Origin of the sequence: Halorhodospira sp. 9622 (assembly GCF_022228025.1) — a bacterium.
Taxonomy (GTDB): domain Bacteria; phylum Pseudomonadota; class Gammaproteobacteria; order Nitrococcales; family Halorhodospiraceae; genus Halorhodospira; species Halorhodospira halophila_A.
The window spans coordinates 1-22420 of the sequence record NZ_JAJNRE010000018.1 but is presented as its reverse complement, the minus strand read 5'-3'; the positions used below and the strand labels follow the sequence as shown (position 1 = coordinate 22420).

Sequence of the window (22420 nt, the reverse complement as noted above, 5' to 3'; positions counted from 1 at the left end):
CAAAGGGGGGCAATGGTAAGCACGCCCCCCGGGGGGTGCAAGCAAACGGGTCGCAACGCGGCGGGACGCTCAGCCCTCCTTGAGGTCGAGCCCGATGAGCACCTTTTCTCGTTCGGAGAGGTCGCCGACCACCCGGCGCACGGGGGGCGGCAGCTTCTTGATGACCACCGGAGTGGCCAGGATGCGCTCGTCCTCGGCCAGCTGGGGGCGCTCGAGGATATCGATGACTTCCAGGTCACAGGAGGCGTCGTCGCCGTAGGCCTCCCGGATGATGCGTTCAAGGTTGCGGATGGCTCGTTCCGCCGCCGGCGTCCGCCCGGCGATGTAGAGCCGCAGGACCATCTCGCTCACGACGCTCCCCCCGTCTCGGCACCATTGGCCACGTGCACGCCGTCTCCGGACAGGTAGTACTCCAGAACCCGGTCCGAGGTCGGCAGACCGCGCGCCTTAACGACATTCAGCAGCCTGCACAACCTGCCGTCACGCTCGTCGCGGCGCAATTTGATCCAGACGTCGATAATGGAGGAGACATCCATGTTGCTGACACCATCACTGTAGTCGGGCAGCAGTTCCGTAGCCAGGACGGTCACGCCCTCGCGCTTGAGCATGTAGAACAGGCGCAGCAGCATCTCCTTGCCCTGGCGGTCGTCGTGGGGATCGCCCAGCGCGCTGGCCGGGTCGAGGACCACCACGCCCGGGGTCTGCCCCTGCACCGAGCGCATCACCCGCAGCAGGTGTTCCTCCCAGCCCAGTTCCACCGCCAGCAGCGGCTCCAGCACCAGCCGGCCGCTATCGATGCACGACGCCAGATCCAGGCCCACACTGCGCTGATTGCGCAGCAGCTCCTCGGTGGCCTCCTCGAAGCTGAGGTAGAGCACGGAGTCGCCGGCCCGGCACGCGGCGGCGGCGAAGGCTGCGGCGAAGCTCGTCTTGCCGGTGCCCGACTGCCCCGAGACCATCACCGCCGAGCCGCGGTACGGGCCGCCGCCCCCGAGCATGGCGTCGAGGCCCTCGACGCCGGTGGTGTGCCGCTCCGAGGAGGGCCGGGCCTCGAGCCGCGTACCGGTGATCGGGGACAGGAACACCCCTTCGTGATCGAGGAGGAAGGGGAACTCGTTGGTGCCGTGTCCGCCACCGCGGCGCTTGAGGATGCGCAGCAGGCGGGTCATGCGCCGGTAGCGCACCTCCTGGCGCAGGAGGATGACGCAGTCGGCAATGTAATCCTCCAGCCCGAAGCGCTCGCTGAAGCCGGAGTGTTCGCCGGAGGTGATCAGGGTGGTGGCGTCGCGCTCGCGGATCCAGTCAAACACCCGGGTCAATTCCGCGCGCAGGCTGTTGCCCGGGGCGAAGCTCTCGTCCATGCCGTCGATGGCGTCCACCACCAGCCGCCGTGCGCCGAGGGCGTCCAGGGCGTAGCCGATGCGCGCGAGCAGCGCCGTCAGCTCGACCTCACCGCCGGAGACCAACTCGGAGCGATCGGGGCGCATGTCGAGGATGCGCCCCCGCCCCGCCGCCAGGTGCTCGTCCAGCGGGAAGCCGAGCGCGTGGGCGTGGCGCGTAAGGGCTTCCGGCGACTCGTCGAAGGTGGCCAGCACCGATGGCTCGCCCTGCTCCAGCCCGTGGCAGAAGAAGGTCAGCGCAATCGCCGTCTTGCCGGCCCCCGGGCCGCCGCGCAGCAACGTCGGCTGCCCCTCGGGTAGCCCGCCGTCGAGGATGAAGTCCAGACCCTGAATGCCAGTGGCCGCGGTCTGCGCCCCGCGCCGGGCGGCGCTGCTGCGCCGGGCGCGTTCGCTCGCGGAGGTGCTGCCTTGTGCCATGCCTTGCTCCGAGGTGGGCTGCCCGTCTGGCAGCGTGCCAAAAAGCGCCGACGGGGTCCAAGGCCGGCGCCGCGGCGTTTCAGCTGGAAGCAGAACCGGAGGAGCCAGCCGCCGCAGCCCCCGACTGCCCACCGCCACTGCCTGCGGAGGTGCCCGCCGATGACGCCGACTTGTCGCCGCTCTTGTCACTGCTCTTGTCGCTGCCGCCCTTGTCGGCGCCATTGCCGCCCCCCTCGGCGACGTTCTTGCGTTGGCCCGACTTGAAGTCGGTCTCGTACCAACCGCCGCCTTTCAGGCGGAACGCCGCCGCCGAGACCAGCCGCTTGAGCGACGCCTGGCCGCACTCGGGACAGTCGGTCAGCGGGCCGTCCGATACGGACTGGATGGCCTCGAGACGGTGGCCGCAGCCACAGCACTCATACTCGTAAATCGGCATCGATCCTCTCCCTCCTGGTCAACCACCCAAGCCGTGACGGCTTTTGAATGGGGACTGCCACGGCTGAAAACAAGGCCCGCCCGCTCAGCGGCAGAAGGGCCAGAACTGATACCACCGCCAGCACTGCAGCTCGTCCTCGCACTCGGCCAGCTGCTGCTCGTAGCGCCGGGCCCGGGACTCAACATTGCGGGCGACGCGCTGCAGGGTCGGCTTCTGGCGGTACGTGCCCCGCCGGTACCCGCCGTGCCCCTCGTGATAGGCCAGATACAGCCGCCTCGGGTCGTCCAGATCGACCCCGACCCGCTCCCGGGTGCGCTGGTTGTACCAGCCGATGAAATCCAGCGCGTCGCTCATCCGGGTCCGGTGGGCGTCCCAGTGAGCGGCATCCTCCCGATATTCGCCCCAGACCGGATCCTGCGCCTGTGCGTAGCCGTAGGCGGAACTCGGCCGGCGCCAGGGGATGATCCCGAGCAGCCGGCGCCGCGGCGGGCGGGCGTCGGCGATGAACGACGACTCCTGATGGACGAAGGCCATCTGGATGGGGATCGGCGTCCCCCAGCGCTCCTCGGAGCGCCGGGCGTGATCATACCACTCGGGGTTCTCCTCGAAGATGACGCAACTGTCGTCGATGTCCGATGGCTGCGGGCGATGGGCGCATCCGACCAGCACCACCAGCAGCACCGCAACCCCAAGGATCCGCAGGATTCGCCCTGGCGTCATGCCCGCCTCACGCGACCGGTCCTCAAAGAGGCGACAGGATACCCGATGTGGAGATCGGCGGGCGCAGGCTTTAGCCTGTCGGGCCATGAACGACGACCACACCGATCACCGCCCCGCGCTGCTGATCACCGGCTGTTCCAGCGGCATCGGCGAGACCGCTGCAGCGCACATGGCCCGGCGCGGCTGGCGGGTCTTCCCCAGCGCCCGCCGCAGCGAGGACGTGGCCCGCCTGCGCGAGGCCGGCTGGGAGGACGCCCTGGTGCTGGACCTGGCCGACAGCGCCTCCATCGAGGGCGCGGTGGAGCAGGTCGCCGAGCGCACCGGCGGGTGCATCGACGCCCTGTTCAATAACGGGGCCTATGGTCAGCCCGGCGCGGTGGAAGATCTCTCCCGGGCGACGCTGCGCGAGCAGCTAGAGACCAACCTGCTCGGCACCCACGAACTGACCACGCGGGTGCTGCCGTACATGCGCCGCCAGGGCCACGGGCGCATCGTGCAAAACAGCTCGGTACTCGGTTTCATCGCCCTGCCCTACCGCGGCGCCTACGTCTGCTCCAAGTTCGCCCTCGAGGGGCTCACCGACGCCCTGCGCCAAGAACTGCGCGGCAGCGGCATCCACGTGAGCCTGATCCAGCCCGGGCCCATCGCCAGCCGTTTTCGCGACAACGCCCACCGCACCTTCCAGGCCCGGATCGATCCACAGAACAGCGCCCACGCTGCCACCTATCGTGCGGTGGAGCAGCGCCTGGCCGGCGCCGGGGCCTCGACGCCCTTCACGCTCGAAGCCGAGGCGGTGGCCACCAAGCTGGTCCACGCCCTGGAGCACCCGCGCCCGAAGGCCCGCTACCACGTCACCGTTCCCACCCACCTCTTCGCCGCCCTCAAGCGCCTGCTGCCCACGCGCTGGCTGGACCGGCTCCTGCTGGCGGCCACGGCCTCGGAGCGCCGCATCCGCTAGCCCGGCTCAGACCACCTCGCCCTCGACCACCGGCTCGCCGCGCTCGAAGCGGAACGCGCCGTCTTGCACATCGACCCGGATGCGATCGCCCTGCCCGAAGTTGCCCTCGAGCATCTCCCGGGCCAGCGGGTTCTCGACCTCGTGCTGCAGGACCCGCTTGAGCGGGCGGGCGCCGTAGACCGGGTCGAAGCCCGCTTCGCCGATGCGGTCCAGGGCCGCTTCGCTGAGTTCGAGCGCCATGTCTCGCTCGGCCAGCCGCTCGCTGAGGTAGCGGACCTGGATGCTGGTGATGGCGCGGATCTGCTCCCGCGACAGCGGCCGGAAGACCACCACCTCGTCGATACGGTTGATGAACTCGGGACGGAAGTGGGTCCCGACGATGTCCATCACCGAGCTCTTCATCCGCTGGTAGTCCTCTTCCTCCTCCCCGGCCATGCTCTGGATGATCTCCGAGCCGAGGTTCGAGGTCATCACGATGACCGTGTTGCGGAAATCCACGGTGCGGCCGTGGCTGTCGGTCAACCGACCGTCATCGAGGACCTGCAGCAGGACGTTGAAGACGTCAGCGTGGGCCTTCTCGACCTCGTCGAGGAGGATCACCGAGTACGGCTTGCGACGCACGTGCTCGGTGAGATAACCGCCCTCTTCGTAGCCGACGTACCCCGGCGGCGCACCGATCAGCCGCGCCACGGAGTGCTTCTCCATGAACTCGGACATGTCGATGCGCAGCATGGCCTCTTCCGTGTCGAACAGGAACTCGGCGAGCGCCTTGCACAGCTCGGTCTTGCCCACGCCGGTGGGGCCCAGGAAGAGGAACGAGCCATTGGGGCGGTTCGGGTCCGACAGCCCGGCCCGGGAGCGGCGGATGGCGTTGGCCACCGCGGCGATGGCCTCATCCTGGCCGACCACCCGCTCGTGCAGGGCCTGCTCCATGCGCAGGAGCTTGTCCCGCTCGCCCTCGAGCATCTTCGAGACCGGGATGCCGGTCCACTTGGAGACCACCTCGGCGACCTCCTCGTCGCTGACCCGGTTGCGCAGCAGCTTCATGTCGTACATGTCCGCCTGCGAGGCCATGTCCAGCTGGCGCTCCAGTTCGGGGATGCGGCCGTACTGCAGCTCGGACATGCGCTGCAGGTCGCCGGCGCGACGGGCGGTCTCCACCTCCTGGCGGGCGCGCTCAAGCTCCTCCTTGATCGACTGCGTGCCCTCGACCGCGGCCTTCTCGGAGTTCCAGATCTCCTCGAGGTTCCCGTACTCCTGCTCCAGCTCGTTGATCTCGTCCTCGAGGGTCGCCAGGCGCTTTCTGGAGGCGTCGTCCTCCTCGTTGCGCAGCGCCTCGCGCTCGATCTTGAGCTGGATCAGCCGGCGCTCGAGGCGATCCATCGACTCCGGCTTGGAGTCGATCTCCATGCGGATCCGCGACGCCGCCTCATCGACCAGGTCGATGGCCTTGTCCGGCAGGTTGCGATCCGTGATGTAGCGGTGCGAGAGCGTCGCCGCGGAGACGATGGCCGGGTCCGTGATCTCGACACCGTGGTGGACCTCGTAGCGCTCCTTGAGCCCGCGCAGGATGGCCACCGTGTCCTCGACGCTCGGCTCATCCACCTGGACCGTCTGGAAGCGGCGCTCCAGGGCGGCGTCCTTCTCGATGTTCTCGCGGTATTCGTTGAGGGTGGTGGCACCGATGCAGTGCAGCTCGCCCCGGGCGAGCGCCGGCTTGAGCATATTGCCGGCGTCCATGGCGCCTTCGGCCTTGCCGGCGCCGACGATGGTGTGGAGCTCGTCGATGAACAGGATGATCTGCCCCTCCTGCTGACCGAGCTCCTTGAGCAGCGCCTTGAGCCGCTCCTCGAAGTCGCCGCGGTACTTGGCCCCGGCGAGCAGTGCACCGAGGTCGAGCGACAGGACCCGCTTGTTCTTGAGCCCCTCGGGCACCTCGGCGTTGACGATGCGCTGGGCCAAGCCCTCGACGATGGCGGTCTTGCCGGTGCCCGGCTCACCGATGAGCACCGGGTTGTTCTTGGTCCGGCGCTGGAGGACCTGCACCGTGCGCCGGATCTCGTCGTCGCGGCCGATGACCGGGTCGAGCTTGCCCTGCTCGGCGCGCTCGGTCAGGTCGATGGTGTACTTCTCCAGCGCCTGGCGCTGGTCCTCGGCGTTGGGATCATCCACCGCCTGGCCGCCGCGCACCTGCTCGATGGCCTGCTCAAGGGGCTCCCGCGCGGCACCGGCCTGCTCGAGGATCTTCGCCAGCCGGCTCTTGCCATCCTCGAGCACGGCGAGCACGAAGAGCTCGCTGGAGAGGTACTGGTCCTTGCGCTTCTGTGCGAGCTTGTCGGTGAGATTGAGCAGCCGCCCCAGCTCGTTGGACAGGTGCACCTCGCCGCCGGTGCCGGAGACCTGCGGCATCTGCTCGAGGGCCTCGCCGAGCTGCGAGCGCAGCTTGTTCAGGTTGACGCCGGCCTGCTGGAGCAGCGGACGCACGCCGCCGCCCTCCTGATCGAGCATGGCCAGCATCAGATGGACCGGTTCGATGAACTGGTGGTCGCGCCCCACCGCCAGGCTCTGCGCCTCGGCGATGGCCATCTGGAATTTGGTGGTCAGCTTGTCCATCCGCATGTCTCTACCCCCTTGGCCGCATCACGGGCCGACAATCCGCTCCACCGCGCCGCGGCGGTGGCTGGTTTCTTGTCAGGATAGATGGGGCAGCGGCGACGGGTTTTCAATCCGGCGCGGGCACGCCGGCGACACGGTTGCGGCCCTGGCGCTTGGCCTCGTAGAGGGCCAGATCGGCGGATTTCAGGACCTCCTCGACGGAGCCGCCGTCGAGCACGGCCACGCCGACGCTGGCGCTGAGGGCCACGGTCTCGCCCTCGTAGACCAGCTCCAGGGTCTCGATGCCATTGCGGATACGCTCGGCCAGGGTCCAGGCACCGGGACCATCGATCCCCACGGTGACAATGAAGAACTCCTCGCCGCCGGAGCGGATGAGCACGTCGGCGCGGCGGACGGTCTCGCGCAGCTGCGCAGCCACCCGCTGGAGCACCGTATCGCCGCCGAAGTGGCCGAGGCGGTCGTTGATCGCCTTGAAGTGATCCAGATCGACCACCAGCGCCGCCAGCGGCTGCCGCGTCCGCCGCGCTGTCTCGCCGAGCTGATCGGCGATCTCGTCGAGGTAGAGCCGATTGTGCAACCCGGTCAGCGGGTCGCGCCGGGCCCCTTCGCGGGCCTCGCGCAGCAGCTCCATCAGGTCCACGTTCTGGTTGACGCGGACGCTGAGCTCCTCCTCCAGGAAGGGGCGGGTCAGGAAGTCGTCGGCCCCGGCCTTGAGCAGCCGCGCGGAGAGCAGCCCCGAGCCGTGACTGGAGACACCGATGATCCCCAGCCGCGGGGCCGCGTGCCGGCGGCGCAGCTCGCGGATCAGGGTGATGCCGTCCATGCCCGGCATGTTCTGGTCGCAGAGCACCAGGCGGATGGTGGCGTCCTCATCCGAGGTGATCCGTTCCAGCGCCTCTTGGCCATTGCCGGACTGGTAGCAGCGGAACCCCCAGCGGCTGAGCAGGTGCACCAGGTACTCGCGGGCCGAGCGGGAGTCGTCGACCACCAGCACGCCGATGGACCGGTTGCGGTGGATGCGCTGCAGGGTACGCAGCACCGAGTCCACCGCGTCCGGGGCATCCTTGAGGATGTAGTCGCACACCCCGGCCCCCACCAGCTGATCGCGCAGGTCGTCCTCGATGGTGGCGGTCAGAACCACGGAGGGGATGTCGCGCTCCACCAGGTCCCCGACCACCTCGCCGCGCGGAGCATCCGGCAGGTCGAGATCGAGCACGGCGGCGACGATCCGTTCACCGTCATGCTCCAGCAGCTGCCGCGCGGCGGCGCGGCTGCCGGCGACCAGCGCCTTCAGCCCCAGGGCGTCCTCGATGCGCCCGGCCAACCAGCCGGCCACGGAGCGACTGTCCTCCACCACCAGGATGCGGCCGGCGGCGTACTGCTCCTCGGACATGATTACGGCTCCTCTCGGTAGATCAGGCTCGCCATCCGGCCGGTGGATCCGTCCCGGCGATGGGAGAAAAAACGCGCCCGATCCGTGTGCGTGCACCAGCCGCCACCGTGGACCGATGTCACCCCGGCCTGCCGCAGGCGACTCCGAGCCAGGCTGTAGAGGTCAGCGTACCAGCGATCACCGGCCGCGGGGGTGAGCCCCTCGGCCGCAGCCGGATCCCGTGCGCGCAGCGCCTCGGCCACCTCCGGCCCTACCTCGAAGGCGTCGGGCCCGATGGCCGGCCCCAGCCAGGCGTGGAGTTCGCCGGCCGGCACCGGCAGCGCCGCCACCACGGCCTCGAGGATGCCCGCGGCGAGGCCCCGCCAGCCGGCGTGGGCGGCGGCCACCGCCCGCCCGTCCCCGGCGGCGAGGAGCACCGGCAGGCAGTCGGCGGTGAGCACGGCGCAAACCACGCCGGCGCGATCGGTCCAGGCCGCGTCGGCACGTGCGCCGGGGGCGACCCGGTGCGCGGCGACCACCTCGGTGCCGTGGACCTGCTCCAGCCACACGGGCTCGGCGGGCAGACCGGCGCGGGTGCGCAGCAGATGCCGATTGGCGGCCACGGCGGACGGGTCATCCCCGGTATGCTCGGCCAGATTGAGGCTGTCGCGCGGCGCTGCGCTGCAGCCGCCGCAGCGCAGCGTGCTCAGGGCCCGCACACCCTCCGGCGCCGGCCACCGGGGCTTGAAGAACAGGCCACCGTCCACCTCATCCATGGCGCAGGGCCTCCAGCAGGTGGTGCCAGTCCTCCGGCGGCGGCGCCTCCCAGTGCATGGTCTCGCCGGTGCGCGGGTGCTCGAGGCGCAGATGGCGGGCGTGCAGGGCCTGGCGGCGGAAGCCGTCGAGGACGGCGCGCAGGGTGTCGCTCGCGCCCCGCGGGTAAACCGGCCGACGGCCGTAGACGGGATCACCCACCAGCGGCAGCCGGACGTGCGCCAGGTGCACGCGGATTTGGTGGGTGCGGCCGGTCTCCAGTTCCACGTCGAGCAGGGTGTGGGCGCTGAAGCGCTCCGCGACCCGGTAATGGGTCACCGCCGGGCGACCGGTGGCCACCACGGCCATGCGTTTGCGGTCCCGGGGGTGGCGGGCGATGGGGGCGTCCACCCGCCCGCCGGCGGTGGGGCGGCCGACCACCACGGCCTGGTAGCCGCGCCCCACCGTGCGCGCCTGCAGCTGCGCGACCAGGGCATGGTGGGCGGCGTAGGTCCGCGCCACCACGAGCAGCCCCGAGGTCTCCTTGTCCAGCCGGTGCACGATGCCGGCCCGTGGCAGGGCTTCGAGCCCCGGATCGTGGTGGAGCAGCGCGTTGACCAGGGTGCCGCCCGGATTGCCGGCCCCCGGATGAACCACCAGCCCCGCCGGCTTGTCCACGACCAGCAGATCCCCGTCCTCGTAGAGCAGTCGCAGCGGGATGGGCTCCGGGGCCAGCGGGGTCTCCGGCTCGGGCGCGGCATCGACGTGGATTCGCTCGCCGGCGTAAACCGGATCGCGGGGACGGCGCACGGCGCCGTCGACGGTGATCCAGCCGGCCTTCACCCACTGCTGCAGGCGGCTGCGTGAATAATCGGGAAACAGGGCCGCCAGGGCCCGATCCAGACGCTGCCCGGCCAGTTCCTCGGGGACGTCGGCTTGGTGACGGGGTCGTTCCATACGTATAGTACGAGCCTTTGCTATCGCTACAATGACGAGCCTGCATCAGGCCGCGGAGTCACGGAAATCATGCACCGCATCCAGCGCTGGGCCACGATCGCCCTGGTGGCACTCTTTCTGGCCGGCTGTGCCGGCACCGACCCCGACGGGGCCGCCGAGCGCAGCGTCGAGGAACTCTACGCCGACGCCCGCAGCAGCTTGAGTTCCGGGAACTACTCACAGGCCGTGGAGCGCTTCGAGAACCTGGTGGCGCGCTACCCCTTCGGCGATCACGCGGTTCAGTCCCAGCTGATGATCATCTACGCCCACTACCTGGCTGGCCAGCACGAGTCGGCGATCGCCGCCGCGGAACGCTTCCAGCGCATGCATCCGCGCAATGAGCACGTCGCCTATGCACTTTACATGAGCGGCGTGGCACGGCAGGCCCAGGGGCCCGGCGGCCTCGGCGATCTGTTCAATGTCGACCCGAACTTGCGCGACCCCGAGCCCAAGCGCCGCGCCTTCGCCGACTTCCGCGACCTGACCGAGCAATACCCGGACAGCGAGTATATCGACGACGCCACCGAGCGCATGGAGCAGATCCGCACGGCGCTGGCCGAGCATGAACTCCACGTCGGGCGGTTCTACCTGGAGCGGGGCGCCTACATCGCCGCCGCCAACCGGGCGCGGACGATCATCGCCCGCTACCCCGGCACGCCGGCCGTGGGCGAGGCCATGGGGATGCTCGCCGAGGCCTACCGCAGCCTTGGCCTCGACCCCCTGGACGAGGACGTGGAGCGGGAACGGCGCGAGCGCCACGAGGTTCCCGCCCCGGAGTTCGGCGGGCGGTAGGCCGCACAGCGGCCCCCGCCCGGGGAACTAGATGGCGTTCTCGTCCTCTTCGCCGGTGCGGATGCGGATGACCCGCTCGACGTTGGTGACGAAGATCTTGCCATCACCGATCTTGCCGGTCTGGGCCGCCTGGGTAATAGCCTCGACGCAGCGGTCGACATCGGCATCCGCCACGACGACCTCGAGACGCATCTTGGGCAGGAAGTCGACCACGTACTCGGCGCCCCGATACAGCTCGGTGTGCCCCTTCTGACGGCCGAACCCCTTGACCTCGGTGACGGTCATGCCCGTGATCCCGATGTCCGAGAGGGCCTCCCGGACGTCGTCGAGCTTGAAGGGTTTGATGATCGCCTCGACTTTCTTCATGGGAGCAGCTCCTTGGGGTGGGGCACGGTTCGGTTTGATTTTCCAGATTCAGGACTCAGTTATCAGGATAGCGTGGGCCAGTCCCCACAGCCCTGACAACCGGACCAGCCCGAGGTAATCGGGTAACGCCGGTCACGCCCGAAGGCGCGCCGGGTCACCTTCACCCCGGGGGCCGCCTGGCGGCGCTTGTACTCGTTGCGGTAGAGCAGCCGGATGACCCGGCAGAGTTCCGCCTCGTCCAGCCCATCGACACGGATCTCGTGCTCGGCGGCGTCGGCCTCCAGGTACTGGCGCAACACGGCATCGAGGACCGGATACGGCGGCAGGCTGTCACTGTCACGCTGATCGGCGCGCAGCTCGGCGGTGGGCTCGCGCTCGATGATGGCCTGCGGCACGGCGGGCCCGAGGCTGTTGCGGTAGGCGGCCAGGCGGTAGACATCGGTCTTGTAGACGTCCTTGAGCGGGGCAAAACCGCCGCACATGTCGCCGTACAGGGTCGCATACCCCACGGCCAGCTCACTCTTGTTACCGGCTGCCAGCAGCATGAGCCCGAGCTTGTTGGACAGCGCCATCAGGCAGTTGCCGCGGATCCGCGCCTGGATGTTCTCCTCGGTGGCGTCCGCCGGGCGCCCGGCGAAGGCCGGCGCCAGGGCCTGCTCGTATTCGGCGAAGAGCGACTCGATGGGGATGCTCCGGTAGTCCAGTCCGAGCGTCTGCGCTGCCGCGCGAGCGTCTTCCAGGCTGCGCTCGGCGGTGTAGCGGGTGGGCATCATCACCGCCAGCACCTGCTCCCCGCCCAGGGCGTCGGCGGCCACCGCAGCCACCAGGGCCGAGTCGATCCCGCCGGAGAGCCCGAGCACCACGCCGGAGAAGCCGTTGCCACGGACATAGTCGGCGGTGGCCCGGACCAGCGCCTGGTAGATCGCCGGCGGCCCGGTGGTGCGCTCGGCGCATTCGCCGCGCAGCGCCCCGCCCTGCCAGTCGAGGGGGTGGAGCCCGTCGGCGAACGCCGGCGCCCGGGCAGTGACCGCACCGGTATCGTCCAGTGCGAAGGAGCTGCCATCGTAGACGACCTCGTCGTGGCCACCGACCAGGTTGGCGTAGAGCAGCGGGATCCCGGTCTCCGCCACGCGGCAGGCCGCCACCTCCTCGCGCTCGGCCTGCTTGCCGTCGTGGAACGGCGAGGCGTTGATGCTGATCAGCAGCTCGGCGCCGGCGCCGGCGGCCTCGGCGGCCGGCGTGGCCGCCCAGATGTCCTCACAGATGGTGACCCCGATGCGCCGGCCGGCGACCTCGACCAGGCAGGGGGCGTTTCCGGCGCGGAAGTGGCGGTTGTCGTCGAAGACGCTGTAGCTCGGCAGGCAGCGTTTGTAGGCCACTTCGGCCTCGGCGCCGTCGGCGAGGACCACGGCGGCGTTGCGCACCACGCCGTGGCGGTGGAGCGGCGTCCCCACCACCGCGGTGATCCCGGTGCACGCCGCAGCGATCCGGCCGAGCGCCCGCTCGACGGCGGCATGGAAGTCGCTGCGCAGCAGCAGGTCGTCGGGCGGGTAGCCGGTCACCGCCAGCTCGGGGAAGACCACCAGATCGGCGCCGAACTCATCCCGCGCCCGGCCGATGGCGTCGATGATGCGCGCGGCATTGGCGTCGATGGCGCCGACGGGGAAGGCCAGCTGGGCGGTGACGATACGCACGGTGCGCCTCAGCCTGCCGTCAGCTGCCGAATGCGTTCGCCGATCTCCGTCGGCGAGCGCACCGTGGCCACGCCGGCGGCCTCGAGGGCCGCGAACTTGTCATCCGCCGTCCCCTTGCCGCCGGAGATGATCGCCCCGGCGTGACCCATGCGCTTACCCGGCGGCGCAGTCACCCCGGCGATGTAGGCGACCACCGGCTTGCTCATGTGGTCACGAATGAACGTCGCCGCCTCCTCCTCGGCGCTGCCGCCGATCTCGCCGACCATGACCACGCCGTCGGTGGCCGGGTCAGCCTCGAACTGCGCCAGGCAGTCGACGAAAGACCACCCCTGGATCGGGTCGCCGCCGATACCGACACAGGTCGACTGCCCCTGCCCGGTGTCCGAGGTCTGCTTGACCGCCTCGTAGGTCAGGGTCCCGGAGCGGGAGACGATGCCGATTCGCCCGGGCAGGTGGATGTGCCCGGGCATGATGCCGATCTTGCACTGGTCCGGGGTGATGATCCCGGGGCAGTTGGGCCCGATCAGGGCCACGTCCTCGCCCCGCAGGGCCTCCTTGACGTGCAGCATGTCGAGCACCGGGATGCCCTCGGTGATGCAGGCGATCACCCGGATGCCGGCGTCGGCGGCCTCAAGGATGGCATCGGCGGCGAAGGGCGCCGGGACGTAGATGACCGAGGCGTCGGCGCCGGTCTCGGCCACCGCCTCGCGGACCGTATCGAACAGCGGGCGGTCCAGGTGTGTGCCGCCGCCGCGCCCCGGGGTCACGCCGCCGACCACCTGGGTGCCGTAGGCGATGGCCTGCTCGGCGTGGAAGGTCCCCTGCTTGCCGGTGAACCCCTGGACGAGCACCCGGGTGCTCTGATCGACGAGAATGCTCATGTTCTGCTCCTCTCTTGACCTGGGGATCAGGCCGCGTCACCGGCGATGTCGACGATCTTGGCGGCGGCGTCTGCCAGGTCGTCGGCGGGGATGAGGTCGAGCCCGCTGTCGGCGAGGATCTGCTTGCCCTGCTCGACGTTGGTGCCCTCGAGCCGGACGACCACTGGGACGTCGACCCCGACGTCGTGGACGGCGGCCACGATGCCCTCGGCGATCATGTCGCAACGCACGATCCCGCCGAAGATGTTCACCAGGATCCCCTCCACCGAGGGGCTGGAGAGGATGATCTTGAAGGCCTCGGCCACCCGATCGGCGTTGGTGCCACCGCCGACGTCGAGGAAGTTGGCCGGCGAGCCGCCGTGGAGCTTGATCACGTCCATGGTGGCCATGGCCAGGCCCGCGCCGTTAACCATGCAGCCGATGTTGCCGTCCAGGGTGATGTAGTTGAGGCTGTGCTCGGCGGCCCGGACCTCGGTCTCGTCCTCTTGGGTCAGATCGCGCATGTCCTGAATCTGCGACTGCCGGCCGATCTCCACGGCATTGTCGTCGACGGTCACCTTGGCATCCAGGGCTAGCAGCCGCCCCTCGCCGGTGACGATCAGCGGGTTGATCTCGACCAGCGACAGGTCCCGCTCCAGGAACAGACGGTAGACCCCCTGCATCATCCGCGTCAGCTCCCCCACCTGCGCCTTGTCCAGGCCGAGGGCGAAACCCAGCTGCCGGCACTGGTACGGCTGCAGCCCGGCGGCCGGGTGGACCCGCACGGTGTGGATGCGCTCGGGCTCGCTGGCCGCCACCTCCTCGATGTCCATGCCGCCGGCGGCCGAGGCCATGAAGACCACGCGCTGGCTGGACCGATCGATCAGGGCGCCGAGGTAGAGCTCACGGGCGATCTCCAGCCCCTCCTCGACCAGCAGGGCGTGGATCGGCTGACCGCGATCGTCGGTCTGGTGGGTCACCAGGCGCTCGCCGAGCAGTGAGTCCGCGTAGCGCTCGATCTCGTCGGTCTTCCGGAGCACCCGGACCCCTCCGGCCTTGCCCCGTCCGCCGGCGTGGACCTGGGCCTTGACCACCCAGGCCGAGCCACCGAGGCGCTCGGCGGCGGCGCGGGCCTCGGCGCTGGAGCGCGCCACATACCCGCGGGGGATGGCGATCCCCGCCTCGGTGAAGAGGTGCTTGGCCTGGAACTCGTGCAGATTCATTGAACAGCTCCTCCCATGGGGTCGCGGTCGCCGGGCGGTCGATTATAGTGGTTCAGCGACCCGCGCTTTTCAAAACCGTCCGGCCGTGCCAACTTGGTTGGCCGCGCGCCCGGGCCTCTGCGCCCGAGGGCTCAAGGTAATCACGGAAAAGCACGTGCATGCTAGGCCAGATCCTTCTTGTCATCCTGCTCATCCTCGCCTGGATCGGTGCGCGCAGCCTGCTTCAGAAACGCCTGCGCGATGATGGCGAGGGACAGCGCAACCAGGGCGGCGGCGACGGCGGGCGCACCGAGGAGATGGTGCGCTGCGCCCGATGCGGCGTCTTCCTGCCGCGCTCGACCGCCTATCCCCGCGACGGCGCCTACTACTGCTCGCCGGAGCACCGTCGGCTGGGACGGGATGACCACCCGTCGGCCAGTTCCGGCCGCGACCGGCGGGGGTAGCGCGACGGGCAGGCCGGGGCGGCCTGATCCCCCGGCCCGGCCGGCGAAGGCCGGGCCGGCTCGGGCGGCGCCGGTCACTCGGCACACAGGCCGGTGGCGATCTCCGCCAGGCCGCCTGGATCGCAATCCCACCCCCAGGCGCCCTCATCGTCCTCCTGGCCAGTGAAGGTCACCGACTCGCCGGCCAGCTCGGTGTTGACCCCCTCGTCGGCGAACTGCATGGACACATCCACCGTGTCCCCGCCGGCGGAGACGTCGATGGCATCGACGTAGTCGCCACCATCGGCCCCCACCAGCTCCTCGATGCGTCCGGCGTCCAGCCCGTCGGGGCCACGCAGATGGACCTCGGAGTCCACCGCCGTACGCACACCGGAGAAGAGGGTCAGGGCCTCGGCGAACTGGGTGCGGGCGACGTAGTTCTGGTACTGCGGGACCGCGATGGCGGCCAGCATGGCGATGATCGCCACCACGATCATCAGCTCGATGAGGGTGAAGGCGGCGCAGAGCCGGCGCCGCTGGATACGCGATTGCATGGCTCACCTCCCTGTGAGTCCGGAAAAGTGCGTTTGAACGGATCAGTCCGTGCCGCCGGCGGTCAGGCGGCGGATCACGCAGCCCGGGGCCGATGGCCAGGACGCCGCGCAGGTTGTAACGTGCCGGGTGAAACCTCGCCACGACGGGCCCGGAACCATGCGCCGATTCGTGCTCGATACCAGCGTCTTCACCAACCCCGACGTCTACCTGCGCTTCGATGAGGAGCCGATGCAGGCCATCTCGGTCTTCCTCGGGCTCGCCCGGCGCGCCGACGCCGAGTTCTACATGCCGGGGCCGGTCTATCAGGAGCTGTGCAACCTGCGCTCGATGGACATGATCGGCGCCGAGTTCGAGACCGAGGTGCACATCCGCTCGCCCCGGCGTTTCTCGATGACCATCCCCTCGGAAGTGCTCTACGAGTTCATCGAGGAGGTGCGCACGCGCATCCAGCGGGGCCTGCGCATCGCCGAGGAGCACGCCCGGCAGGCCGGCCAAGCGGAATCGCTGCCGCCGGAGCTGATCACCCAGCTGCGCGAGCGCTACCGCGAGGCTATGCGCCGCGGGATCCTCGACTCGCGGGAGGACATCGACGTGGTGCTGCTCGCCTACGAGCTGGACGCCACCCTGGTCTCCGCCGACGAGGGGATGCGCAAGTTCGCCGAGCGGATCGGCATCAAGCTGGTCAATCCGCGCTACCTGCGCGGGGTGATGCAGAACCTCGCCGGCGAGGAGCCCAGTCACACCGCCCCCGACGGCCCCGACCAACCGACCGGGTAAAGCCCGGCGGCCTGGCAGCGGCGAAAGGAGCTATAGCGCCACCCCTCGGGGCGGCCGGCCAGCCCGCGGCGCACCGGCTCCCAGTGGATCTCGTCGAGGGCCTCGCGCCACCGGTCCGGCTCCACCTCCCACCAGTGCACACCGGGCTGCCAAAGCCGCCCGCGGGGCAGCCCCGGCCAGTTGCGCAGGTGGCGGGTGCAGTGGGCCTTGGCCGCCTGCCAGCGGGGCCGCGGGTCCGGGTCATCCCGGGGCAGGCGCCACAGGCCGTGGACGGCGTCGGGCAGGACGACGGCGGCGTCCCAGGTCAGCGGACGGCGCCGGGCCACCTGGCGGAAGGCGGTGCGCAGCCGCTGTACGGCCTCGGGCCGGGCCAGCCACGGGTGGTTGCCGTGCGTGGTCAGGCAGAAGCGGACGCACCGCTCCTGCCGGCTCACCTCCTGGTGCATGCGCGCTCCTCCCTGAACGCGTTGTCTCCTGCTTATCGTGCCAGCCCGCCGCCGGCTGTCAATCGGCCGGGGCACAGCGGCGCGCGTCGCTGGCAGCCGGCGGCGGCTCGGTTATCATGGCGCCTTTTCCACGGCACCGAGGTTTCACGAGAGATGGTCAGTGAGTCGATCCCGCAGCGCATCGCCCAGGAGCTGGGCGTGGGCAACCGGCAAGTCGAGGCCGCCATCGAGCTGCTCGACGGGGGCGCCACCGTCCCCTTCATTGCCCGCTACCGCAAAGAGGTCACCGGCGGCCTCGACGACAGCCAGCTGCGTTCGCTCGAGGAGCGGCTGACCTACCTGCGGGAGCTCGACGAGCGCAAGGAGACGGTGCTCAAGGCCATCGACGAGCAGGGCAAGCTCACCGACGAGCTGGCCGAGGCGATCCGCGCCGCCGAGACGAAGACCCGCGTCGAGGACCTCTACCGCCCCTACCAGAAGAAGCGCCGCACCAAGGCGCAGATCGCCCGCGAAGCCGGGCTGGAGCCGCTAGCCGACAGCCTTCTGGCCGATCCGTCCCTCGTCCCCGAGGAGGCGGCGGCCCCCTACGTCACCGGCCCCGCCGAGGAGGAGCAGGAGACCCCGGCCGTGGCCGATGTCGACGCTGCCCTCGACGGCGCCCGGCAGATCCTCATGGAGCGCTTCGCCGAGGACGCCGATCTGCTCGAGGAGCTGCGCGACTACGGCTGGCGCAAGGGCTACCTGGTCAGCCGCGTGGCCGCGGGCAAGGAGAAGGACGGCGCCCGCTTCCGGGACTACTTCGAGCACGCCGAACCGCTGCGCAAGATCCCCTCCCACCGCGCCCTGGCCATGCTGCGCGGGCAGAGTGAGGAGATCCTGCGGCTGGAGATCGCCTGGTCCGACGCCGAGGCGCGGGGCGAGAGCGACGAGCCGAGCGTCGGCGAGGCCGCCATCGCCCGGCGTTTCGGCATCGCCGACCGGGGTCGGCCGGCCGACGCCTGGCTGGCGCGCACCGTGCGCCTGGCCTGGCGGGCGAAGCTCTCCACCCACCTGGACCTGGCGCTCAAGCGCCAGCTGCGCGAGCAGTCCGAGGAGGAGGCGATCCGCGTCTTCGGCGCCAACTTGGAGGACCTGCTGCTGGCCGCACCGGCGGGCCCGCGCCCGACCATCGGCCTCGACCCGGGACTGCGCACCGGGGTCAAGGTAGCGGTCATCGACGCCACCGGCGCCGTGGTCGAAACCGCCACCATCCACCCCTTCACCAGCCGCAACAAGGACCCCGAGGGCTCGCTGAAGACCCTGGCCGAACTCGCCCGCAAGCACCAGGTGGGGCTGGTGGCCATCGGCAACGGCACCGCCTCCCGCGAGACCGACGCCCTGGTCGGCGAGCTGATCAAGCGCCACCCGGAGCTGGGCCTGCACAAGGTGGTGGTCTCCGAGGCCGGCGCCTCGGTCTACTCCGCCTCCGAGAACGCCTCGCGGGAGCTGCCGGATCTGGACGTCTCGCTGCGCGGGGCGGTCTCCATCGCCCGGCGCCTGCAGGACCCGCTGGCCGAGCTGGTGAAGATCGAGCCCAAGTCCATCGGCGTCGGCCAGTACCAGCACGACGTCAACCAGAGCCACCTCGGGCGCAAGCTCGATGCGGTGGTCGAGGACTGCGTCAACGCCGTCGGCGTGGACGCCAATACCGCTTCGGCGCCGCTGCTCGCCCGCGTCTCCGGCCTGGGTCCGGGCCTGGCCGAGAAGATCGTCCAGCACCGCTTCGACAACGGCCGCTTCCGCACCCGCAAGGACCTGCAGGAGGTGCCCCGGCTCGGTCCGAAGGCTTTCGAGCAGGCCGCCGGCTTCCTGCGCATCCCCCAGGGGGACAACCCGCTGGACGCCTCCGCCGTCCACCCCGAGGCCTACCCGGTGGTGGAGCGGATCTGCGCGGAGACGGGCCGCAGCGTGGGCGAGCTGATCGGCGATGAGGGTTTTCTCGCCACCCTGGATGCGAAGGCGTACACCGATGAGCGCTTCGGCGAGCCGACGGTCCGCGACATCCTCGGCGAGCTGGCCAAGCCGGGCCGCGACCCGCGCCCGGAGTTCCGCACCGCGGCGTTCCGCGAGGGGGTGGAGAAGATCGACGACCTGGAGCCGGGGATGGTGCTCGAGGGCACGGTGACCAACGTCGCCAACTTCGGCGCCTTCGTCGACATCGGCGTCCACCAGGACGGGCTGGTGCACATCTCCGCCCTCGCCCACGAGTTCGTCCGCGACCCGCGCGACAAGGTCCGCACCGGCGACGTCGTTCAGGTGAAGGTCATGGAGGTGGACCTGGAGCGCCAGCGCATCGGCCTGTCCATGCGCCTCGACGACGACCCCAACGCCGAGCGGGCCGACGGCGGGCGTAAGGGCGCCGCAAGCAAAGGCACCGGCGGCGGCAAGGGCACCTCGGGCGGCAAGAGCAAGGGCGCCGGCCAGGGCGCCGGGCGTGGCGCGAAGAAGGGCCGCAAGACCGAGAAGCCCGAGCCAGCCGCCAACACCGCGCTGGCCGAGGCCTTCCGCAAGGCGCGTTCCTGAACCCTCCGAGGCTTGCCGGGCCGGCCGCCTGCGGCCGGGCCCGGCAGCGCCGGGAAAGCACCGCTTAGGCGGTACCCGCCCCCCGCTCGGCGAGGAAGGCCCGCAGGGCCTGTCCGGTGGGCGTCTCCATTGCCGCCACCGCCTCCGGCGTGCCCGCCCCGACGATACGACCGCCGGCGTCCCCACCCTCCGGGCCCAGGTCGATGACGTGGTCCGCCTCGGCGATCACATCCAGGTTGTGCTCGATGACCACCACCGTGTGGCCGGCATCAACCAGGGCGTGGAAGACATCCGTGAGCCGCTGCACATCGGCGATGTGCAGGCCCACGGTGGGCTCGTCGAGCAGGTAGAGCGTCGGCGCCGCCTGCTTGCCCCGCGCCGGGCCGCCATCCACCGGGCGGGCCTTGGCCAGCTCGGTGACCAGCTTCAGGCGCTGCGCCTCGCCGCCGGAGAGCGTCGGGCTCGGCTGCCCCAGGCTCAGGTAACCCAGGCCCACATCGCAGAGCAGACGCAGGACGTGGTGGATGCGCGGATGGGCGCTGAAGAACCCCGCTGCCTCCTCGATGCTCAGCGCCAGCACCTGGTCGATGCTGTGGCCGGCGTAGCGGACCTGGCGCGTCTCCTCGTCGAACCGGGTACCGCCGCACGCCTCGCAGGGGACCTTCACGTCGGGCAGGAAGCTCATCTCCACGGTCTTTACGCCCTGACCACTGCACGCCTCACAGCGCCCCCCCTTGGTGTTGAAAGAGAAGCGCGCCGCGTTCCAGCCGCGCAGCCGTGCCTCTTCCGTGCCGGCAAAGAGCCGGCGGATGGGATCCCAGATCCCCACGTAGGTCGCCGGGCAGGAGCGGGGGGTACGGCCGATGGGGGTCTGATCCACCTCCAGGACCCGCCGCAGGTGCTCGGTGCCGGCCAGCGCCTGACACCCGGTGGGCTCCGGTAGGGCCGCGCCGCGCTTACGGGCGAGCCGGGCACGGACGCTGGGCTCGATCACCTCGCGGACCAGGCTCGATTTGCCGGAGCCCGAGACGCCGGTGACCCCGATCAGGCGACCAAGCGGCAGCGCCACATCCACCCGCTGCAGGTTGTGGCGGTGGGCGCCGGTGACCGTAAGCTGCCCCGCCACCTCCTGGCTGCGGCGCTCCCGCGTGGGATGGCGCGGCGGTTCGGCGAGGACCCGGCCGGTCAGCGACTCGGTGTTGCCGGTCAGGGCTGCCAGGTCCCCCTCGGCGACCACACGCCCGCCGTGGCGGCCGGCACCGGGGCCGAGGTCGATCAGGTGCCCGGCGGCGCGAATGGTCTCCTCGTCGTGCTCGACCACCACCACGGTGTTGCCGGCCTCGGCCAGCTCGCGCAGAGCGCCGAGGAGCATGGCGTTGTCGCGGGCGTGGAGGCCGATGGTCGGCTCATCGAGCACGTAACAGACGCCCTGCAGGCCGGCACCCAGGCTCGCCGCCAGGCGGATGCGCTGCGCCTCGCCGCCGGAGAGGGTCGGCGCGGCGCGATCCAGCGACAGGTAGCCGAGCCCGACCCGCTCCAGGAAGGCCAGCCGCGCGCCGATCTCGGCGATGACGTCTGCGCCGATGGCGGTCTCGCGCTCGTCGAGGGTCAGCGCCTCGAGCCAGGGCCGGAGCTCGGCCACGGAGTCGGCGGTCACCTCGGTGATGCTCCGGCTGTGGAAGCGCACGGCCCGGGCCACGGGGTTCAGCCGCCCGCCCTGGCAGGCCGGACAGACCCGGGCTGCCTCCAGCTCCGCCTCTTCGGCCTCGTCCGGGTCGCGGACCAGCAGCCCGGTGCCGTGGCAGCCGCTGCACCAGCCGTGGCGGGCGTTGAACGAGAACAGCCGCGGATCCGGCTCGGCGAAGCCCTGCCCGCAGGCCGGGCAGGCCCGGCGCGTGGACCAGACCCGCTCGGCGTCGGCGCCGCTGCCGTCCAACGGGGCGATGCGCACGGTCCCGTTGCCGTGATCCAGGGCCTCCTTGAGGCGCTCGCGCAGATCCGCCTCGACATCGGCCCGGATCTCGATGCTGCCCAGGGGCAGATCGATGTCGTGCTCCCGGTAGCGGTCCAGCCGCGGCCACTGCGCCGTGGGCTGGAGTTCACCGTCCACACGCAACTGCTCGTATCCGCGGCCGGCCGCCCAGGCCGCCAATTCCTTGTAGATCCCCTTGCGCGCGACCACCAGGGGGGCGTAGAAGGCCATCCGCTGCCCACGGTGTTCGCGCAGCAACCGCGCGGCGATGCCCTCCGGCGTCTGCGCCTCGATGGCGACCTGGCACTCCGGGCAGTACTGCACGCCGAGACGCAGGTAGAGCAGGCGCAGGTAGTGGTAGATCTCGGTGAGTGTCGCCACCGTGGAGCGGTATCCGCCTCGGCTGGTGCGCTGCTCGATGGCCACCGCCGGCGGGATGCCGGTCACCGCGCCGACGTCCGGACGCGAGGCCGGCTGCACCAGCTGTCGGGCGTAAGCGTTGAGCGACTCCAGGTAACGGCGCTGGCCCTCGGCGAAGAGGATATCGAAGGCCAGGGTCGACTTCCCGGAGCCGGACACCCCGGTGACCACGGTCAATCGATCCCGGGGGATGGCCACGTCGATGTTGCGCAGGTTGTGCTCGCGGGCCTGGTGCACCTCGATCGCGGCCGGAGCGTCCACGGCATACGGCGCTGCCGCCTCGGCCACGGCCGGGGGCGCCAGGGGCCCCGCGTCCTCCTCCAGACCGGTGCCGTAGTCGGCCAGGGCACGCCCGGTCGCCGTGGCGGAGGCCGCCAGCTGCGCCGGCGTACCACTGGCCAGCAGCCGGCCGCCGCCCTCACCGCCCTCCGGGCCGAGGTCGAGGATCCAGTCGGCGTTGGCGATCAGATCCAGGTTGTGCTCGATGACCAACAGGCTGTAGCCAGCGTCCACCAACCGCTGGAAGGCGTCGAGGAGGACCTGGCAGTCGCTGAAGTGCAGCCCGGTGGTGGGCTCGTCGAAGATCAGCAAGGTGCCGGTGCCCGGCTCGGCCCCCTTACCCCGCCCCTTGCCGCGCTCGGCCAGGTGCCCGGCGAGCTTGAG

The 22420-nt window shown here is 70.6% G+C and carries 19 protein-coding genes and 1 pseudogene; 5 read left to right on the top strand and 15 right to left on the bottom strand.

What is annotated here, in order from left to right:
- Positions 1 to 69: 69 nt before the first annotated feature.
- From LRG07_RS10295 to LRG07_RS10280, 4 genes are all read right to left on the bottom strand, one after another.
- Positions 70 to 342 carry a circadian clock KaiB family protein gene (locus LRG07_RS10295; RefSeq protein ID WP_207189707.1) on the bottom strand — a complete coding sequence of 91 codons (273 nt, stop codon included), beginning with the start codon at positions 340 to 342 and terminating at the stop codon, positions 70 to 72.
- A 5-nt stretch (positions 343 to 347) separates the two neighbouring features.
- Positions 348 to 1817 carry a circadian clock protein KaiC gene (gene kaiC, locus LRG07_RS10290; RefSeq protein WP_201241700.1) on the bottom strand — a complete coding sequence of 490 codons (1470 nt, stop codon included), beginning with the start codon at positions 1815 to 1817 and terminating at the stop codon, positions 348 to 350.
- 79 nt (positions 1818 to 1896) lie between these two features.
- Positions 1897 to 2253, bottom strand: a complete 357-nt coding sequence (locus tag LRG07_RS10285) for an FmdB family zinc ribbon protein (RefSeq protein ID WP_201173038.1) — start codon at positions 2251 to 2253, stop codon at positions 1897 to 1899.
- 84 nt (positions 2254 to 2337) lie between these two features.
- On the bottom strand, positions 2338 to 2973 hold the full coding sequence (locus LRG07_RS10280; protein ID WP_238642285.1) for a hypothetical protein: 636 nt from the start codon (positions 2971 to 2973) through the stop codon (positions 2338 to 2340).
- A gap of 85 nt (positions 2974 to 3058) precedes the next feature.
- Between LRG07_RS10280 and LRG07_RS10275 the strand changes: the two genes are divergently transcribed.
- Positions 3059 to 3931: an SDR family NAD(P)-dependent oxidoreductase gene (locus tag LRG07_RS10275; protein ID WP_238642284.1), complete on the top strand. Its 873-nt coding sequence runs from the start codon at positions 3059 to 3061 to the stop codon at positions 3929 to 3931.
- A gap of 6 nt (positions 3932 to 3937) precedes the next feature.
- Here LRG07_RS10275 and clpB read toward each other — a convergent pair whose 3' ends face one another.
- From clpB to rluD, 4 genes are all read right to left on the bottom strand, one after another.
- Complete coding sequence (gene clpB / locus LRG07_RS10270; protein ID WP_201241698.1) at positions 3938 to 6550, bottom strand: ATP-dependent chaperone ClpB; 2613 nt, start codon at positions 6548 to 6550, stop codon at positions 3938 to 3940.
- Positions 6551 to 6653: 103 nt separating this feature from the next.
- A complete protein-coding gene (locus tag LRG07_RS10265; protein ID WP_238642283.1) occupies positions 6654 to 7940 on the bottom strand; it encodes a diguanylate cyclase in 1287 nt (428 codons plus the stop codon).
- A 2-nt stretch (positions 7941 to 7942) separates the two neighbouring features.
- Positions 7943 to 8695, bottom strand: coding sequence for a peptidoglycan editing factor PgeF (pgeF, locus tag LRG07_RS10260; protein ID WP_201173064.1), 753 nt, complete (start codon positions 8693 to 8695; stop codon positions 7943 to 7945).
- A complete protein-coding gene (gene rluD / locus LRG07_RS10255) occupies positions 8688 to 9629 on the bottom strand; it encodes a 23S rRNA pseudouridine(1911/1915/1917) synthase RluD (RefSeq protein WP_238642282.1) in 942 nt (313 codons plus the stop codon). Before rluD ends, pgeF begins: the two co-directional genes overlap by 8 nt.
- Before the next feature lie 69 nt (positions 9630 to 9698).
- On the opposite strand from rluD, the gene LRG07_RS10250 reads away from it, so the two are divergent.
- Positions 9699 to 10460, top strand: coding sequence for an outer membrane protein assembly factor BamD (locus LRG07_RS10250; RefSeq protein WP_201173069.1), 762 nt, complete (start codon positions 9699 to 9701; stop codon positions 10458 to 10460).
- Between the two features lie 27 nt (positions 10461 to 10487).
- Here the strand turns inward: LRG07_RS10250 and glnB are convergent, their stop codons facing one another.
- The 4 genes from glnB to sucC form a co-directional block, all read right to left on the bottom strand.
- The gene (glnB, locus tag LRG07_RS10245) at positions 10488 to 10826 is read right to left on the bottom strand and encodes a nitrogen regulatory protein P-II (RefSeq protein ID WP_201173081.1); all 339 of its coding nucleotides are present in this window, start codon (positions 10824 to 10826) and stop codon (positions 10488 to 10490) included.
- 62 nt (positions 10827 to 10888) lie between these two features.
- Entirely contained in the window at positions 10889 to 12520 is a 1632-nt protein-coding gene (locus tag LRG07_RS10240) for an NAD+ synthase (RefSeq protein ID WP_238642281.1), read from the bottom strand.
- An 8-nt stretch (positions 12521 to 12528) separates the two neighbouring features.
- The gene (gene sucD / locus LRG07_RS10235) at positions 12529 to 13401 is read right to left on the bottom strand and encodes a succinate--CoA ligase subunit alpha (protein WP_201173085.1); all 873 of its coding nucleotides are present in this window, start codon (positions 13399 to 13401) and stop codon (positions 12529 to 12531) included.
- A 26-nt stretch (positions 13402 to 13427) separates the two neighbouring features.
- Entirely contained in the window at positions 13428 to 14603 is a 1176-nt protein-coding gene (gene sucC / locus LRG07_RS10230; RefSeq protein ID WP_238633710.1) for an ADP-forming succinate--CoA ligase subunit beta, read from the bottom strand.
- Between the two features lie 158 nt (positions 14604 to 14761).
- Here sucC and LRG07_RS10225 point away from each other — a divergent pair, with 158 nt between their 5' ends.
- On the top strand, positions 14762 to 15046 hold the full coding sequence (locus LRG07_RS10225; protein WP_201242308.1) for a PP0621 family protein: 285 nt from the start codon (positions 14762 to 14764) through the stop codon (positions 15044 to 15046).
- 74 nt (positions 15047 to 15120) lie between these two features.
- On the opposite strand, the gene LRG07_RS10220 is transcribed toward LRG07_RS10225, so the two are convergent.
- Positions 15121 to 15579 carry a pilin gene (locus tag LRG07_RS10220; RefSeq protein WP_305038535.1) on the bottom strand — a complete coding sequence of 153 codons (459 nt, stop codon included), beginning with the start codon at positions 15577 to 15579 and terminating at the stop codon, positions 15121 to 15123.
- Positions 15580 to 15736: 157 nt separating this feature from the next.
- Here LRG07_RS10220 and LRG07_RS10210 point away from each other — a divergent pair, with 157 nt between their 5' ends.
- Entirely contained in the window at positions 15737 to 16357 is a 621-nt protein-coding gene (locus LRG07_RS10210; protein ID WP_201173096.1) for an RNA ligase partner protein, read from the top strand.
- Here the strand turns inward: LRG07_RS10210 and LRG07_RS10205 are convergent.
- Positions 16318 to 16803, bottom strand: coding sequence for a transposase (locus LRG07_RS10205; RefSeq protein ID WP_201173099.1), 486 nt, complete (start codon positions 16801 to 16803; stop codon positions 16318 to 16320). The genes LRG07_RS10210 and LRG07_RS10205 overlap by 40 nt on opposite strands.
- Before the next feature lie 153 nt (positions 16804 to 16956).
- Here LRG07_RS10205 and LRG07_RS10200 point away from each other — a divergent pair, with 153 nt between their 5' ends.
- Complete coding sequence (locus LRG07_RS10200) at positions 16957 to 19365, top strand: Tex family protein (RefSeq protein ID WP_238642280.1); 2409 nt, start codon at positions 16957 to 16959, stop codon at positions 19363 to 19365.
- Positions 19366 to 19429: 64 nt separating this feature from the next.
- Here LRG07_RS10200 and LRG07_RS10195 read toward each other — a convergent pair.
- A pseudogene (locus LRG07_RS10195) lies at positions 19430 to 22420 on the bottom strand (excinuclease ABC subunit A); the annotation flags it as partial.

Excerpts from the sequence above, each read along its gene's own strand:
- LRG07_RS10295 (WP_207189707.1), bottom strand. The coding sequence starts at position 342 with ATGGTCCTGCGGCTCTACATCGCCGGGCGGACGCCGGCGGCGGAACGA.
- kaiC (WP_201241700.1), bottom strand. The coding sequence starts at position 1,817 with ATGGCACAAGGCAGCACCTCCGCGAGCGAACGCGCCCGGCGCAGCAGC.
- LRG07_RS10285 (WP_201173038.1), bottom strand. The coding sequence starts at position 2,253 with ATGCCGATTTACGAGTATGAGTGCTGTGGCTGCGGCCACCGTCTCGAG.
- LRG07_RS10280 (WP_238642285.1), bottom strand. The coding sequence starts at position 2,973 with ATGACGCCAGGGCGAATCCTGCGGATCCTTGGGGTTGCGGTGCTGCTG.
- LRG07_RS10275 (WP_238642284.1), top strand. The coding sequence starts at position 3,059 with ATGAACGACGACCACACCGATCACCGCCCCGCGCTGCTGATCACCGGC.
- clpB (WP_201241698.1), bottom strand. The coding sequence starts at position 6,550 with ATGCGGATGGACAAGCTGACCACCAAATTCCAGATGGCCATCGCCGAG.
- LRG07_RS10265 (WP_238642283.1), bottom strand. The coding sequence starts at position 7,940 with ATGTCCGAGGAGCAGTACGCCGCCGGCCGCATCCTGGTGGTGGAGGAC.
- pgeF (WP_201173064.1), bottom strand. The coding sequence starts at position 8,695 with ATGGATGAGGTGGACGGTGGCCTGTTCTTCAAGCCCCGGTGGCCGGCG.
- rluD (WP_238642282.1), bottom strand. The coding sequence starts at position 9,629 with ATGGAACGACCCCGTCACCAAGCCGACGTCCCCGAGGAACTGGCCGGG.
- LRG07_RS10250 (WP_201173069.1), top strand. The coding sequence starts at position 9,699 with ATGCACCGCATCCAGCGCTGGGCCACGATCGCCCTGGTGGCACTCTTT.
- glnB (WP_201173081.1), bottom strand. The coding sequence starts at position 10,826 with ATGAAGAAAGTCGAGGCGATCATCAAACCCTTCAAGCTCGACGACGTC.
- sucD (WP_201173085.1), bottom strand. The coding sequence starts at position 13,401 with ATGAGCATTCTCGTCGATCAGAGCACCCGGGTGCTCGTCCAGGGGTTC.
- sucC (WP_238633710.1), bottom strand. The coding sequence starts at position 14,603 with ATGAATCTGCACGAGTTCCAGGCCAAGCACCTCTTCACCGAGGCGGGG.
- LRG07_RS10225 (WP_201242308.1), top strand. The coding sequence starts at position 14,762 with ATGCTAGGCCAGATCCTTCTTGTCATCCTGCTCATCCTCGCCTGGATC.
- LRG07_RS10220 (WP_305038535.1), bottom strand. The coding sequence starts at position 15,579 with ATGCAATCGCGTATCCAGCGGCGCCGGCTCTGCGCCGCCTTCACCCTC.
- LRG07_RS10210 (WP_201173096.1), top strand. The coding sequence starts at position 15,737 with ATGCGCCGATTCGTGCTCGATACCAGCGTCTTCACCAACCCCGACGTC.
- LRG07_RS10205 (WP_201173099.1), bottom strand. The coding sequence starts at position 16,803 with ATGCACCAGGAGGTGAGCCGGCAGGAGCGGTGCGTCCGCTTCTGCCTG.
- LRG07_RS10200 (WP_238642280.1), top strand. The coding sequence starts at position 16,957 with ATGGTCAGTGAGTCGATCCCGCAGCGCATCGCCCAGGAGCTGGGCGTG.